Consider the following 13131-nt stretch of genomic DNA (forward strand, 5'->3'; position numbering starts at 1 on the left):
GCCAGGGGGCGCCGCCCCCTGGACCCCCGCCGGGGTGACAGTGTCACCCCGGACCCCGCCAGGACTTTGACATGGCTCCGCCTCCGCTTCTGCTCCTCACCGATATCCGGCATGGCTTCGGCAGCACGCGGCTGCTCGATGGCGCCGGGCTGTCCGTGGCGCCGGGCGAACGCCTGGCGCTCGTCGGGCGGAACGGGTCGGGCAAGTCCACCCTGCTGAAGGTCGCGGCCGGCATCATCGAGGCCGAAGGCGGCACCCGCTTCGTCCAGCCGGGTGCCACCATGCGCTACCTGGAACAGGAACCCGATCTCTCCGCCTTTCCCGACGTCATGGCCTATGTCCAGGCCGGGCTCGGTCCCGCGGATGATCCGCATCGGGCGCGCTACCTGCTCGAACAACTCGGCATGACCGGCGCGGAGGCACCGGCCGCGCTGTCGGGCGGGGAAACCCGGCGCGCCGCCCTTGCTCGTGCGCTGGCGCCGTCGCCGGACATCCTGCTGCTGGATGAGCCGACCAACCATCTCGACCTGCCGGCGATCGAGTGGCTGGAATCCGAACTCGCCTCGCTCGACTCCGCGCTGGTGCTGATCAGCCACGATCGGCGCTTTCTCGAACGCCTGTCGCGGGCCATGGTCTGGCTGGATCGCGGCACCACGCGCCGCCTCGAACGCGGCTTCGCGCATTTCGAGGAATGGCGCGACCAAGTGCTGGAGGAGGAGGAGCGCGACGCCCACAAGCTCGCCCGCAAGATCGTGCGGGAGGAGCACTGGCTGCGCTACGGCGTCACCGCCCGGCGCAAGCGCAATGTCCGGCGTCTGGAGAACCTGCACGCGCTGCGCGCGAAGCGCCGCGAGCGCGTCGGTGCGCAGGGCCGCGTCACCATGGCTGCTGCCGAAGCCGCGGGTTCCGGCAACCTCGTCGTCGCCGCGGATGCCATCTCGAAATCCTATGGCGAGCGCGCCATCGTGCGTGACGTCACCACGCGCATCATCCGGGGCGATCGCGTCGGCATCGTCGGACCGAATGGCGCGGGCAAGACGACGCTGCTCAACATGCTGACCGGCGTGCTGGCACCCGACAGCGGCGAGGTGCGGCTCGGCACCGGCATCGAGATGGTCGGCCTCGACCAGCGCCGCGCCAGCCTCGATCCGTCGATCACACTGGCCGAGGCACTGACCGAAGGCCGTGGCGACCAGGTGCATGTGAACGGCCAGCCGCGCCACGTCATCGGCTACATGAAGGACTTCCTGTTCACGCCGGAACAGGCGCGCACGCCGCTCTCGGCGCTGTCGGGCGGCGAGCGCGGACGGCTGATGCTCGCGCGCGCCTTCGCCAAGCCGTCCAACCTGCTGGTGCTGGACGAACCGACCAACGACCTCGACCTCGAGACGTTGGACCTGCTCCAGGAACTCGTCGCGGATTACGCTGGCACGGTGATCCTGGTCAGCCACGACCGTGACTTCCTCGACCGCACCGTGACCAGCGTGATCGCCTGGGAAGGGGAGGGGCGCTGGCAGGATTACGCCGGCGGCTATTCCGACATGGTGGCGCAGCGTGGCCATGGCGTGCGGGCGCGGGCCGCCGACGCGGCCAGGGCCGAGGCCGTGGCGCCGAAGGCCGACCCGGCCCTGCGCGCGGCGCCGCCGGCACGCCAGCGCGTGCGCATGAACGCGAAGGAGCAGCACGAGCTCAAGACTCTGCCGGCCCGGATGGAAGCCCTGTCGGCCGAGATCGCCGCATTGGAGGCGAAGGTGGCCGACAGCGCCTTCTATGCCCGCGACCCCACGGGCTTCACCAAGGCGACGGAAGCCCTGGCGGCGGCCCATGCCGCGCTCGCCGGCGCCGAGGAGCGGTGGCTCGAACTCGAGATGCTGCGCGAGGACGCGCAACAGGCGCTCTGACCGCTGCGTGGCGGGTCCTACTGCGTCGGGCGCGTCACGGCGAGGTCGGTAACCTTGGCCCGCCGGTCGATGGCACAGGTGAAGTCCAGCCGCGCCGGGCCCTGGACCATCTGGCCGGTCAGCGACATGCCATCATTGGTCCGGGTGAAGCGCGGGTATGACAGGGCGAAGCCCCGTATGCCCTGTTCGCGGATCGCCTGCATGCATTCGCGCCGCGCCGCGGATTCGGTCTGTCCCGCGGCGGGGGCGTCGTGTGCGACGACAAGACAAGCTGCGCCGAGCGCCAGGAGCATCGCGTTCATCGGCACGTCCTCCCGAAGGAGACGTTACGACATCGGCGCAACGAGATGCGATCACGGTCGCGGGATGCGGCCGTGATCGCGCGGAACTACGCCGCCTCGGCCAGCAGCGCGTTGAGGTCGAGCCGCTTCGTCACCATGGCGAGCCTGCCGGCGGCGTCGCGCGGCCAATCCGCTTCCGCCCGGTCCCGATAGAGCTCGACGCCGTTGCCGTCGGGGTCGCGCAGGTACAGCGCTTCGGACACGCCGTGGTCGGACGCACCTTCCAGCGGCCATTCGGCCTCCAGCAGCCGCTGCAGCGCCTGGGCCAGTGCCTTGCGGTCCGGATACAGCAGGGCGACGTGGAACAGCCCGGTGGTGCCCGGCGGCGGCCAGGCGCCGTCCTTGCTCTCCCAGGTGTTGAGCGCGATGTGGTGGTGGTAGCCGCCGGCCGACAGGAACACCGCCTGGTCGCCATAGGTCTGCTGGACCTCAAGGCCGATGATGTCGCGCCAGAAGGCCAGCGCCCGGTCGATATTGGCGACCTTGAGGTGGACATGGCCGATGCGCGTCGCGGGGTGGATCGCGGTGCGGGTGGCGGGCTGGGGCAGGGTGTCGGGCATGGGGGGACGCTCCTTGGTCTGCCCGACCAGATGCGCCCGGATCGGCACGAATGCCAATGGGATTGGGCGATCATCGCCATGGGCGCGACGGATGATGCGGCGACCCTCTTGCCGCGCCATCGGCGCGGAGGGATGAACGCCCGATGGGGACATACCAAACGGATGTGCTGGTGCTGGGCTCTGGCTCGGCCGGGCTGGTGGCGGCGCTGACCGCGGCGAGGCGGGGCCTGTCGGTCACGGTGCTGGAGAAGACCGACCGGCTGGGCGGCACCACCGCCATGTCGGGGGCCGGCACCTGGATCCCGGCCAATCACCTGGCGGCCGAGGCCGGCATCGAGGACAGCCCCGAGGAGGCGCTGACCTATATCCGCGCCGCCGCCCCGGAAGGCTGGGCTGCGACCGAGGAGCCGCTGTGGCAGGCCTTCGTGCATGCCGCGCCTGAGATGCTGCGCTTCGTCGAGGCGCATACCCCGCTGCGCTTCGCGCTGACGCCGGAACCGGACCCCTTGCGGACCCTGCCCGGGGCGAAGGCGCGGGGGCGGATGATGTCGCCGCGGGCGCTCAGCCGCTGGCGGGCGGGGCGCTTCGCCTTCCGCATCCGCAAATCGACCATTCCGGAGATCTTCACCTACCACGAGGCGGTGACGACCGACATCTACCACAAACCCTACAGCACGGCGCTGTCGCTGGCGCCCAGGCTGTTGTGGCGCTGGCTGGTCAATGCGCGCGGCAAGGGCACGGCGCTGGTGACGGGGCTGCTGCGCGGCTGCCTCGATGCGGGCGTGCAGGTGGTGCTGTCGGCCCGCGCGGTGGAACTGACCCAGGATGCGACCGGTGCGGTGACCGGCGCGGTGGTCGAGCGCGGCGGTGCGCGGGAGGCGTGGGCGGCCCGTGCCGGCGTTGTCATCGCGACGGGCGGTTTCGAATGGGATGCGGCGCTGCTGAAGCGGCACTTCCCCGGGCCGGTGGACTACCTCGGCAGTCCCGGGGCGCATGAGGGCGACGGCCAGCGCATGGCCGAGGCCGCCGGCGCGGCGCTGGCACATATGGATCAGGCGACCATCGCGCCGTCGATACCCGTGAACTACCAGGGACGGCTGCTCGCCCAACCGGTTCCCTTCCACACCGAGACGAACGCCATGCTGGTGGACCGCATCGGCCGGCGCTTCATGAACGAGCTGACCTTCAATATCGGCGAGGAACTCGACCGCCGCGACCCCGCGACGGGCGAGCCGGTGCACCTCCCGGCCTGGGTCATCACGGATGCGCGGATGCTCGACCAGGTGCCGCCGGTGCGCTGGGCGACCAAGGCCGATCCTGCCTGGGCGCGGCAGGCGCCGGACATCGCCGCCCTGGCCGCGCTGATCGGCGCCGATCCGGCGGTGCTGGAAGCGAGTGTCGCCCGGTTCAACGCCTTCGCCGTCGCGGGGAAGGACGAGGATTTCGGCCGGCCCGCGCGGCCGGACCCGGCGGCAGCTGGCGACAAGCGCCGCCGCGCCGGCATGGACCCGATCCAGCGGGCGCCGTTCCTCGCCTTCCCGCTGAGCCGGTCGATCCTCGGCACCAAGGGCGGCGCCCGTACCAATGAGCATGCCGAGGTGCTGCGGCCGGATGGCAGCGTGATTCCCGGTCTGTTCGCGGCGGGCATCGCCATGGCGAGCCCGATCGGGTCGCGCAATGTCGGCACCGGCACGACGATCGGGCCGAACATGGCGTGGGGGTATATCGCGGGGATGCGGCTGGCGCGGCGGAACGCCGGCGGCGCGTCAGGACCAGGTTGACCGCCCGGCCTCGCACAACGTGTCCCGCAGAAGGTCGACCAGGGAGGAGCGGGTCTCCGCTGCCTGGGTCATGACGGCGTAGGTGAAGGCGAGGCGCGGCTCGAAGCGTCGCGCGACGACACCGGCCGGCAGGGCTGCCGCCGGCATCGCATGGCCGATCGACAGCCCTGCGCCTGCGGCAATGAGAGACAGCGCGAGCGGCGTGCTTTCCGTGACGACCAGCGCGCGCTTGCGGATGCCGGCCTGGCGGAGTGAATCGTCCACGCGCTGGCGCAGCAGGGATTCGTCGCGGCCGAGGACCAGCGTCTCGCCCGCAAGGTCAGCCGGCATGATGAGATTGCGGCCGGCGAGCGCATGGTCGGCCGGCAGGAAGCACTGCGCCGCCGCCTCGCCGATCGGCTCGACACGAAGCCCGCTGGCGCTGAACGGCAGGGCGGCCAGCCCGGCGTCCAGCCAGCCGGCCCGCAGACCGACGATCTGTTCGTGCCGCGGCAACTGCCGGATGTCGAGCACCACGTCGGGCGCGAGACGGACGTGACGGCCGGCGGCGCGGGCCAGCACGCCGTGGGCGAGCGCCGGTATCGCGCCGATCCGCAGCAGCCCGCGCTGGCCCTGTGCCAGTTCCCGTCCGGCGATGGTCAGCCGTGTCATCGCCGCCAGGGCACGGCGGGCCTCATCGAGAAACCGGTCGCCCCGTTCAGTGACGACCAGCCGCTTGCGATTGCGCTCGAAGACAGCAAAGCCGAGTTCGGCCTCCAGCATCGCGACCAGACGGCTCACGGCCGGTTGGCTGAGCCCGAGCGACAGCGCCGCCGCGGTCACCGTGCCCTCATCCTGGACGGCGATCGCCGCGCGGAGCTGCGACATGTCGAGATGGCGGCCGAGGGTCATCGACGATCATGCGTTGGATGGATCAACATATAGCATAACATCATTTTTCGGCACGATCCGACCGCGACTATCCTGCCCCCGGCACGCCTGCTCGATAGCGGTGCGAAGGGATGGAAGACGTGAACGGCGACCAACAGCATGACGAAGCGATCGCGCAGGCGATCGCGGTGATGGACCGGCACATGGCCGGGCTGAACGCGAGCGACCAGGCCGGGATGACGTCGGCGCTCCACTTTCCACACTACCGCCTGTCGCAGGGCCGGCTGCAGACCTGGACCAGCCCGGACAGCTACCTCGCCGATTTCCTCGCTCGTGCCGGGGACGGTTGGCACCACAGCGCCTGGGATTTCCGCCGCCCGATCGCCGCTTCCGACGACAAGGTGCATCTCGACGTGCAGTTCACCCGCTATCGCGCCGATGGGTCGCCGCTCGGCACTTTCCGCTCGATTTGGGTCATCGCGAAGCTGAATGGGCGCTGGGGTGCTCAGCTTCGTTCGAGCTTCGCAGCGTGAGCGTCGCCTCTGCAGGGCGCCGCAGCCTTCTCCTCGCCGCCGCCGGGGCCGCCGCGTTCCGGCCGGCAGCGGCGCAGTCCTCCTGGCCCACGCGCCCGGTGCGGGTGATCGTGCCCTATGCGCCGGGTGGCACCTCGGACGTCTCCGTGCGCGCCCTGGCGCCGCAGATGGGCGAGCGCATCGGGCAGCCGCTGGTGATGGAGAACCGCGCCGGCGCGAATGGCGCGATCGGCATGGAGGCCGCCGCGCGCGCCGCGCCGGACGGCCACACCCTGGCCGTCGCGGCCGATTCCGCGGTGTTCCAGACCCTGCTGCGGCCGAACCTGCCGTATGACGTGGCGCGGGATTTCGAACCCGTCTCGCTGCTCGTCGCCCAGCCGATCGTCATCGCGGCGCATCCCTCGCTCGGCGTTGCGTCGCTGGCCGAACTGGTTGCGCTCGCGCGGCGGACCAGTGAGGAGATTCCCTATGTCGTCGCCGGCCTCGGCGGGACGCAGCACCTGGCGGGCGCGCTCTTCGCCGATCGCGCCGGGATCCGCCTTACGCCGGTTGCCTATCGTGGTGGCGGGAATGCGGTGAATGACCTGGTCGGGGGGCAGGTGCCGCTCGGCATCATCGGCTCCACGCCGGTGCTGCCGCACGCGCGGGACGGACGGCTCCGGCTGCTGGCCGTCACCTCGCGGCAGCGCTCACCAGCGATTCCCGATGTCCCAACGGTCGCCGAAGCCGTCGGCCTCGACGATTTCGGGCTGGAACAATGGTTCGGCCTGTTCGCGCCCCGTCGCACACCAGCGGCGGTGATCGAGCGGTTGAACGCTGCGGTGAACGCCGCCTTGGCGCAGGAGGAGACGCGCAGGCTGTTCGCCGAGCTCGCGCTCGACGGGCTGGGCGGCACGCCGCAGGACTTCGCCGCGCGGATGGCGCGCGAGGCGCGGGTGTGGACGGAAGAAGGTGCGCGGCTGGGCCTCAGCGGATGAGCGGGGAGGGGGGAGAGCCGTCCCTCTCAATGTGACATCAGCACCGGCACCGTCATCTGCTTCAGGATGGTTCGCGTCACCCCGCCCAGGACGAATTCGCGCAGCCGCGAATGGCCATAGGCGCCGATCACGATCAGGTCCGCCGACATGTCCATCGCGTGGTTCAGCAGCAGGTCGGCATCCGGCACATCGGGTGCGAGGCGGTGCTCGACCGAAACCTTCGCACCGTGGCGGGCGAGGTGCAGGGCAATATCCGCCCCCGGCTCCTCGCCATGGCCGTCGATGCCGCGGCGGGGATTGGCGGCGAGCACGCAGGCCGCATCCGCCCGGGCGATCAGCGGCAGCGCGTCGTTGACCGCACGCGCGGCCTCCCGGCTCGCATTCCAGCCGACCAGGACGCGCCGGCCGGTGCTGGCGAAGCGGCCGGCATAGGGGACCACCAGCACCGGTCGCCCGGCGCCGAACAGGATGTCGCCCGCCAGCCCCGCCGCGCCGGTGGTGGGCCCGTCCGGATCGTCCTGGCCGACGATGACGAGGTCGGCATAGCGCGCATGGAGCGTGACGAGCTCACCCACCATGCCCTCGGCCTGACGCCATTCGCCGGGCAGCGACTCGCGACGGATGCGCTCGCGGTAGTCGGCCTCGATGCGGCCGGCGTCGGCCAGGGCGGTGTCGCGCATCTGGTCGATCAGCCCGGCCAGCGCCGCCCCGCCGCCACCATCCGCCATGGCGATCATCGGCATGCCGATATCGACGATGTGAAGTGCGGTCAGATGCGCATCGTGCCGCCGGGCGAGATCGATGGCGAGGTCGAGCCGACCGGCCGATTGGGGGGTGGCGTCGAGGTGGATGAGGATATCCTTGAGCGGCATCGCATTCTCCCCTGCCGGTTGGCGCGCCTGTAGGAGGCGGGTCCGGCGCGCGGTTCCGTGGCTGCGGCGGCAGAGTGGGCCGGTTCGCGCCTGTGGAAAAGTCCTGGCTTGCCAAAGGCATCGCAGCGCGGAATCATGAACGAAACGGGAACGTGTTTCCGGCTGTGACAAAGCGGCGACTCTTGGCAAGGGGTCTGTTGGCCACCCCATGTGGTGGTCCTGTGACTGTGGCAAGACTACATCTTGTGTGCCTGGGCAGATGAACGGCAGGATACATGCCCAGGGGATGAGTTTGGTTGGGGGGTCTACCGTGTTCGACGCAGTTCAGCTTGAGGGCCATGGCCAGGTCCGCACCGATCCGTCGCGCGATGCGCTGCTGACCGATTTCGGCAAGGCCACGCTTGATGACCGCTACCTGCTGCCTGGGGAATCCTACCAGGACCTCTTCGCGCGGGTGGCCTCGGCCTATGGCGACGACGCCGCCCATGCGCAGCGCATCTACGACTACATCAGCCGGCTGTGGTTCATGCCGGCGACGCCGGTGCTGTCGAACGGGGGTACGACGCGCGGGCTGCCGATCTCCTGCTTCCTGAACGAGGCGTCCGACAGTCTCGATGGCATCGTCGGGCTGTGGAACGAGAATGTCTGGCTCGCCGCCAAGGGGGGCGGCATCGGCTCCTATTGGGGCAATCTGCGCGGCATCGGCGAGAAGGTCGGCAAGAACGGCAAGACCTCGGGCGTCATCCCCTTCATCCGGGTGATGGACAGCCTGACGCTCGCGATCTCGCAGGGCTCGCTGCGCCGCGGTTCGGCGGCCTGCTACCTGCCGGTGCACCACCCGGAGATCGAGGAATTCCTCGAGATGCGCCGCCCGACCGGCGGCGACCCGAACCGCAAGGCACTGAACCTGCATCACGGCGTTCTGCTGTCCGATGCCTTCATGCGCGCGGTCGAGAATGACGAGGAATGGGCGCTGCTCTCGCCCAAGGACCAGGCGGTGATGCGCAAGGTCTCGGCGCGGTCGCTCTGGATCCGCATCCTGACGGCGCGGATCGAGACCGGCGAGCCCTACATCATCTATTCCGACCACGTGCACCGCGCGCAGCCGGAACACCACAAGCTCGCCGGGCTCGAGGTGAAGACCTCGAATCTCTGCTCCGAGATCACGCTGCCGACCGGCATCGACCAGCATGGCGAACAGCGCACCGCGGTGTGCTGCCTGTCCTCGCTGAATTGCGAGACCTGGTTCGAGTGGAAGGACGATCCGCTGTTCATCACGGATGTCATGCGCTTCCTCGACAACGTACTGCAGTCCTTCATCGACACCGCGCCCGATTCGATGGCGCGGGCGAAGTACAGCGCCATGCGGGAACGTTCCGTTGGCCTCGGCGTGATGGGCTTCCACTCCTTCCTGCAGAAGATGAACGTGCCCTTCGAGTCCGTCGTCGCGAAGGTGTGGAACAAGAAGATGTTCAAGCACGTCCGCGAACAGGCGGACGCGGCGTCGCGCCTGCTGGCGGAGGAGCGCGGGCCGTGCCCCGACGCCGCCGAATACGGCTTCATGGAACGCTTCTCGAACAAGATCGCGATCGCGCCGACGGCATCCATCAGCATCATCTGCGGCGGCGCATCCCCCGGGATCGAGCCGATCGCGGCCAACGTTTACAATCACAAGACGCTGTCCGGGTCCTTCATCGTGCGCAACCCGTACCTGCAGAAGGTGCTGGCGAAGCACGGCCGCGACGATGAGGACACCTGGACGACGATCACCGTCACAAAGGGCTCGGTCCAGCACCTCGACTTCCTGACGGAGCAGGAGAAGGCCGTCTTCAAGACCGCCTTCGAACTCGACCAGCGTTGGGTGATCGAGCATGCGGCCGACCGCACGCCCTTCATCTGCCAGTCGCAGTCGGTGAACCTGTTCCTGCCGGCCAATGTGCACAAGCGCGACCTGCACCAGATCCACATGAGCGCGTGGAAGAAGGGCATGAAGTCGCTGTACTACTGCCGGTCGCTGTCGATCCAGCGCGCCGACACGATCAGCGAGAAGGTGGTCGGGCAGGGCGACATCATGGCGGCGCATGTGCCGACGGAGAAGGAAGTGCGGCTGCCGATGGCCGCGGCGGCACCGGTGGGTAGTTCGAACAATTACGAGGAATGCCTCGCCTGCCAGTGAAGGCGTGACCGGAGAGGCCTTCGCCCCCAGGCCCATGGGACGACGACGCGGGACGCCCGCCCGGCGGCGCCAAGTCGAGGTTTCCAAGGGCCCTTAGGCCTTTGGTGGGCGGGGTTTGGGGAGGGCAAGGCCCTCCCCATCGACGCCCCGCCCCAACCCCCGCTAGCCTTCCCCCAACGACCACGGGAGGAAGAACCATGATCACACGGCGCAGCCTCGCGCTCGCGGCGGCGGCCATGCCCATCGCGGGTGCCGCGCGCGCCCAGGGCAGTTGGCCTGACAAGCCCGTCCGCCTCGTCATCGGCTATCCCGCCGGCGGTCCGACCGATTTCGGTGGCCGCCTGCTGCAGGATCCGCTTGGCCGTCTCTGGGGTCAGGCCATCGTCATCGAGAATCGTGCCGGCGCCAGCCAGGTCATCGCCAGCGAGGCGGTCGCGCGGTCCCCGGCCGATGGCTACACGATCTTCCTCGCGGCCAGCACGCATGCGTCGAATGCTGCGGTCTATGCGCGGCTGCCCTATGACACGCTCAACGACTTCACGCCGATCGTGAACATCTATGCCTCGCCGACGGTGCTGTTCGTCGGTCGGAACTCGCCCTACCGCACGGCGGCGGAACTGGTGGAGGCAGCGAAGCGCGACCCGGGCATGGCCTTCGCATCCTCGGGCAACGGGTCGTCGGGGCATTTCGCGCTGGAGATGTTCCGTCGCAAGGCGGGAATCGAGGTCACGCATGTCGCCTTCCGCGGCGGCGCCCCGGCCCTGCAGGAAGTGGTGGCCGGGCGCGTGCCTGCGACCTTCAGCACGCTGTCGGGTGCGATAGGCCTGGCGCGCGACGGCGGGCTGCGGCCGCTTGCGATCGGCGGCCCGAACCGGGTCGAGGTGCTGCCGTCGATCCCGACGCTGGGTGAGGCTGGATTCGAGATCCCCGACACCAGCCCCTGGTACGGCTTCATCGGACCGAAGGGATTGCCGCGGCCGATCGTCGATCGCATCGCGAATGATGTGCTCGGCCTGTTGCGGGACATGACGATCGCGCGACGTATCGTCGATACCGGTGGCGTCGTCCTTGCTGAGGGACCGGAAACCTTCGATGCGCGCATCCGTCGCGAACTTGCCGAGAATGCGGTGGTCGCGCGCGAGGCCGGCATCCGCGTCGAGTAGCGGCGGCGATTCGGCGGCAAAGCCCGGGAACACTAGGTATTGTGTACCGATGATTGCCGCGCCTACCACACGTGGTAGAACAGGCGCGCCGCGACAGCAGGGGACAGGGGCAGCATCATGGCCGACGGGATCACGAATGACGAGCTTCCGGTGAAGTTCGACCTGCTCACCGGGAACCCGGTCTACAAGCCGTTCCGCTATCCCTGGGCCTATGACGCCTGGCTGATGCAGCAGCGCGTGCACTGGCTGCCCGAAGAAGTGCCGATGGCCGATGACGTCAAGGATTGGCAGAAGACCCTGACGGAGGGCGAGCGCAACCTGCTCACCCAGATCTTCCGCTTCTTCACCCAGGCGGATGTCGAGGTAAACAACTGCTACATGAAGCACTACTCCCAGGTGTTCAAGCCGACGGAAGTGCTCATGATGCTGTCCGCCTTCAGCAACATCGAGACCATCCACGTCGCAGCCTACAGCCACCTGCTCGACACCATCGGCATGCCCGAGATCGAGTACACCGCCTTCCTCAAATACAAGGAGATGAAGGACAAGTACGACTACATGCAGACCTTCTCGGTCGAATCGAAGACCGAGATCGCCAAGACGCTCGCCGCCTTCGGCGCGTTCACGGAAGGCCTGCAGCTCTTCGCATCCTTCGCGATCCTCATGAACTTCCCGCGCTTCAACAAGATGAAGGGCATGGGGCAGATCGTGACGTGGTCGGTGCGCGACGAGACGCTGCACTGCCTGTCCGTCATCCGCCTGTTCCGTACCTTCGTGCAGGAAAACCCGGAGATCTGGACGAAGGAACTGCAGCGCGACATCACCCTGATCTGCGCGACGATCGTGGAGCATGAGGACGCCTTCATCGACCTCGCCTTCGAACTCGGCGGCGTGCAGGGCCTCGATGCGAAGCAGACCAAGGAATACATCCGCTTCATTGCGGATCGCCGGTTGCAGCAGCTCGGCCTCGAGCCGCTCTACAACATCGAGAAGAACCCGCTGCCCTGGCTCGATGAGATGCTGAACGCGGTCGAACACACCAACTTCTTCGAGAACCGTGCGACGGAATATTCCAAGGCCAGCACCGCTGGCACCTGGGAAGAAGCCTTCGCCGATTCCGTCTTCTCCTCCCCGCAGCCGCAGGGGGAGATCGAGGGCGTGCGCCACTGAGGGGCGCGCACATTCGCGTCGCGGGATGCGGGGTGCCCTTGCGTGCCCCGCGTCATGCGGACTAACTGCGCCGCATCATGCTCCGCGCCATTCGTCTCGCTTCCGTTCTTCTCGTCGTGTTGCTCGGCGGCGTCTGGGCCACCGCGTGGTTCATGCGCACGCCGGGGGAATCGATCGCCGATGCCTTCCTCCGCCAGTTGGCCGGGCTGACCGGCGCCGATATGCCGGCACCATCCGCTGGCGGCGTGCAGCTTGCTCAGGGCGTGTCCCTCGGCGGGCCCTTCACCTTGGTGGACCAGACCGGCAAGACGGTGACCGAACGCGACTTCGCGGGCCGGGGGATGCTCATCTATTTCGGCTTTACCTACTGCCCCGATGTCTGCCCGACCGAACTCGGCACCATCGCCGCGGCACTCGATGCCATGGGTCCGGCCGGGGAACGCGTGACGCCGGTCTTCATTTCCGTCGATCCGGAGCGCGACACGCCCGCCGCGATGGCCGACTACGTTTCCCGCTTCCATCCACGCATGGTTGGGCTGACCGGCAGTGCGGAACAGGTGGCGCAGGTGGCGCGCGCCTATCGCGTCTATTACGCGAAGGTGCAGCCGCGCGACACAACCGCATATCTCATGGATCACTCATCATTCATCTATTTCGTTGGACCCGACAGTCGCGTGCGTAGTCTGTTCCGCCCAGAAAGCACGCCAGAGGCGATCGCCGCTGCGGTGAATGCACAACTTCGCGCCTTTTGATGCAAAGGGTTCCGCAAAGCCGCCTTCGGCGGTAT

Annotated in this window: 12 protein-coding genes; 8 read left to right on the forward strand and 4 right to left on the reverse strand. The window is 68.6% G+C overall.

Annotated features, from left to right (window positions below):
• Positions 1-71 precede the first annotated feature (71 nt).
• Positions 72-1901 carry an ABC-F family ATP-binding cassette domain-containing protein gene (locus AC2YHJ_RS21760; RefSeq protein ID WP_487398273.1) on the forward strand — a complete coding sequence of 610 codons (1830 nt, stop codon included), beginning with the start codon at positions 72-74 and terminating at the stop codon, positions 1899-1901.
• 17 nt (positions 1902-1918) lie between these two features.
• Here the strand turns inward: AC2YHJ_RS21760 and AC2YHJ_RS21765 are convergent, their stop codons facing one another.
• Together AC2YHJ_RS21765 and AC2YHJ_RS21770 are read right to left on the reverse strand one after the other, a co-directional pair.
• Positions 1919-2203 carry a hypothetical protein gene (locus AC2YHJ_RS21765; RefSeq protein WP_487398274.1) on the reverse strand — a complete coding sequence of 95 codons (285 nt, stop codon included), beginning with the start codon at positions 2201-2203 and terminating at the stop codon, positions 1919-1921.
• An 86-nt stretch (positions 2204-2289) separates the two neighbouring features.
• Positions 2290-2802 (reverse strand): VOC family protein, encoded by a 513-nt coding sequence (locus AC2YHJ_RS21770; protein ID WP_487398275.1) that lies wholly within the window; start codon positions 2800-2802, stop codon positions 2290-2292.
• A gap of 143 nt (positions 2803-2945) precedes the next feature.
• On the opposite strand from AC2YHJ_RS21770, the gene AC2YHJ_RS21775 reads away from it, so the two are divergent.
• Positions 2946-4583 carry an FAD-dependent oxidoreductase gene (locus AC2YHJ_RS21775; protein WP_487398276.1) on the forward strand — a complete coding sequence of 546 codons (1638 nt, stop codon included), beginning with the start codon at positions 2946-2948 and terminating at the stop codon, positions 4581-4583.
• On the opposite strand, the gene AC2YHJ_RS21780 is transcribed toward AC2YHJ_RS21775, so the two are convergent.
• On the reverse strand, positions 4569-5474 hold the full coding sequence (locus AC2YHJ_RS21780) for a LysR family transcriptional regulator (RefSeq protein WP_487398277.1): 906 nt from the start codon (positions 5472-5474) through the stop codon (positions 4569-4571). The genes AC2YHJ_RS21775 and AC2YHJ_RS21780 overlap by 15 nt on opposite strands.
• A 119-nt stretch (positions 5475-5593) precedes the next feature.
• On the opposite strand from AC2YHJ_RS21780, the gene AC2YHJ_RS21785 reads away from it, so the two are divergent.
• On the forward strand, positions 5594-5986 hold the full coding sequence (locus tag AC2YHJ_RS21785) for a hypothetical protein (protein ID WP_487398278.1): 393 nt from the start codon (positions 5594-5596) through the stop codon (positions 5984-5986).
• A complete protein-coding gene (locus tag AC2YHJ_RS21790) occupies positions 5983-6963 on the forward strand; it encodes a Bug family tripartite tricarboxylate transporter substrate binding protein (protein ID WP_487398279.1) in 981 nt (326 codons plus the stop codon). The genes AC2YHJ_RS21785 and AC2YHJ_RS21790 overlap by 4 nt, the downstream gene beginning before the upstream one ends.
• 26 nt (positions 6964-6989) lie before the next feature.
• Here AC2YHJ_RS21790 and AC2YHJ_RS21795 read toward each other — a convergent pair whose 3' ends face one another.
• Positions 6990-7835, reverse strand: a complete 846-nt coding sequence (locus AC2YHJ_RS21795; RefSeq protein WP_487398280.1) for a universal stress protein — start codon at positions 7833-7835, stop codon at positions 6990-6992.
• A gap of 286 nt (positions 7836-8121) precedes the next feature.
• Between AC2YHJ_RS21795 and AC2YHJ_RS21800 the strand changes: the two genes are divergently transcribed.
• The 4 genes from AC2YHJ_RS21800 to AC2YHJ_RS21815 all read left to right on the forward strand — a co-directional run bounded on the left by AC2YHJ_RS21800 (position 8122) and on the right by AC2YHJ_RS21815 (position 13096).
• Entirely contained in the window at positions 8122-10011 is a 1890-nt protein-coding gene (locus AC2YHJ_RS21800; RefSeq protein WP_487398281.1) for a ribonucleoside-diphosphate reductase subunit alpha, read from the forward strand.
• 197 nt (positions 10012-10208) lie between these two features.
• Positions 10209-11174, forward strand: coding sequence for a Bug family tripartite tricarboxylate transporter substrate binding protein (locus AC2YHJ_RS21805; RefSeq protein ID WP_487398282.1), 966 nt, complete (start codon positions 10209-10211; stop codon positions 11172-11174).
• A gap of 117 nt (positions 11175-11291) precedes the next feature.
• Positions 11292-12344, forward strand: a complete 1053-nt coding sequence (locus tag AC2YHJ_RS21810) for a ribonucleotide-diphosphate reductase subunit beta (protein ID WP_487398283.1) — start codon at positions 11292-11294, stop codon at positions 12342-12344.
• Between the two features lie 77 nt (positions 12345-12421).
• A complete protein-coding gene (locus tag AC2YHJ_RS21815) occupies positions 12422-13096 on the forward strand; it encodes an SCO family protein (protein ID WP_487398284.1) in 675 nt (224 codons plus the stop codon).
• The last annotated feature ends 35 nt before the right edge of the window (positions 13097-13131 follow it).

It is taken from the genome of Roseomonas sp. SRI_022 (assembly GCF_057586215.1).

Bases quoted from the DNA above. Each gene is read 5' to 3' on its own strand.
- AC2YHJ_RS21770 (WP_487398275.1), bottom strand. From the start codon at position 2,802: ATGCCCGACACCCTGCCCCAGCCCGCCACCCGCACCGCGATCCACCCC.
- AC2YHJ_RS21780 (WP_487398277.1), bottom strand. From the start codon at position 5,474: ATGACCCTCGGCCGCCATCTCGACATGTCGCAGCTCCGCGCGGCGATC.
- AC2YHJ_RS21765 (WP_487398274.1), bottom strand. From the start codon at position 2,203: ATGAACGCGATGCTCCTGGCGCTCGGCGCAGCTTGTCTTGTCGTCGCA.
- AC2YHJ_RS21775 (WP_487398276.1), top strand. From the start codon at position 2,946: ATGGGGACATACCAAACGGATGTGCTGGTGCTGGGCTCTGGCTCGGCC.
- AC2YHJ_RS21810 (WP_487398283.1), top strand. From the start codon at position 11,292: ATGGCCGACGGGATCACGAATGACGAGCTTCCGGTGAAGTTCGACCTG.
- AC2YHJ_RS21815 (WP_487398284.1), top strand. From the start codon at position 12,422: ATGCTCCGCGCCATTCGTCTCGCTTCCGTTCTTCTCGTCGTGTTGCTC.
- AC2YHJ_RS21800 (WP_487398281.1), top strand. From the start codon at position 8,122: ATGAGTTTGGTTGGGGGGTCTACCGTGTTCGACGCAGTTCAGCTTGAG.
- AC2YHJ_RS21760 (WP_487398273.1), top strand. From the start codon at position 72: ATGGCTCCGCCTCCGCTTCTGCTCCTCACCGATATCCGGCATGGCTTC.
- AC2YHJ_RS21795 (WP_487398280.1), bottom strand. From the start codon at position 7,835: ATGCCGCTCAAGGATATCCTCATCCACCTCGACGCCACCCCCCAATCG.
- AC2YHJ_RS21805 (WP_487398282.1), top strand. From the start codon at position 10,209: ATGATCACACGGCGCAGCCTCGCGCTCGCGGCGGCGGCCATGCCCATC.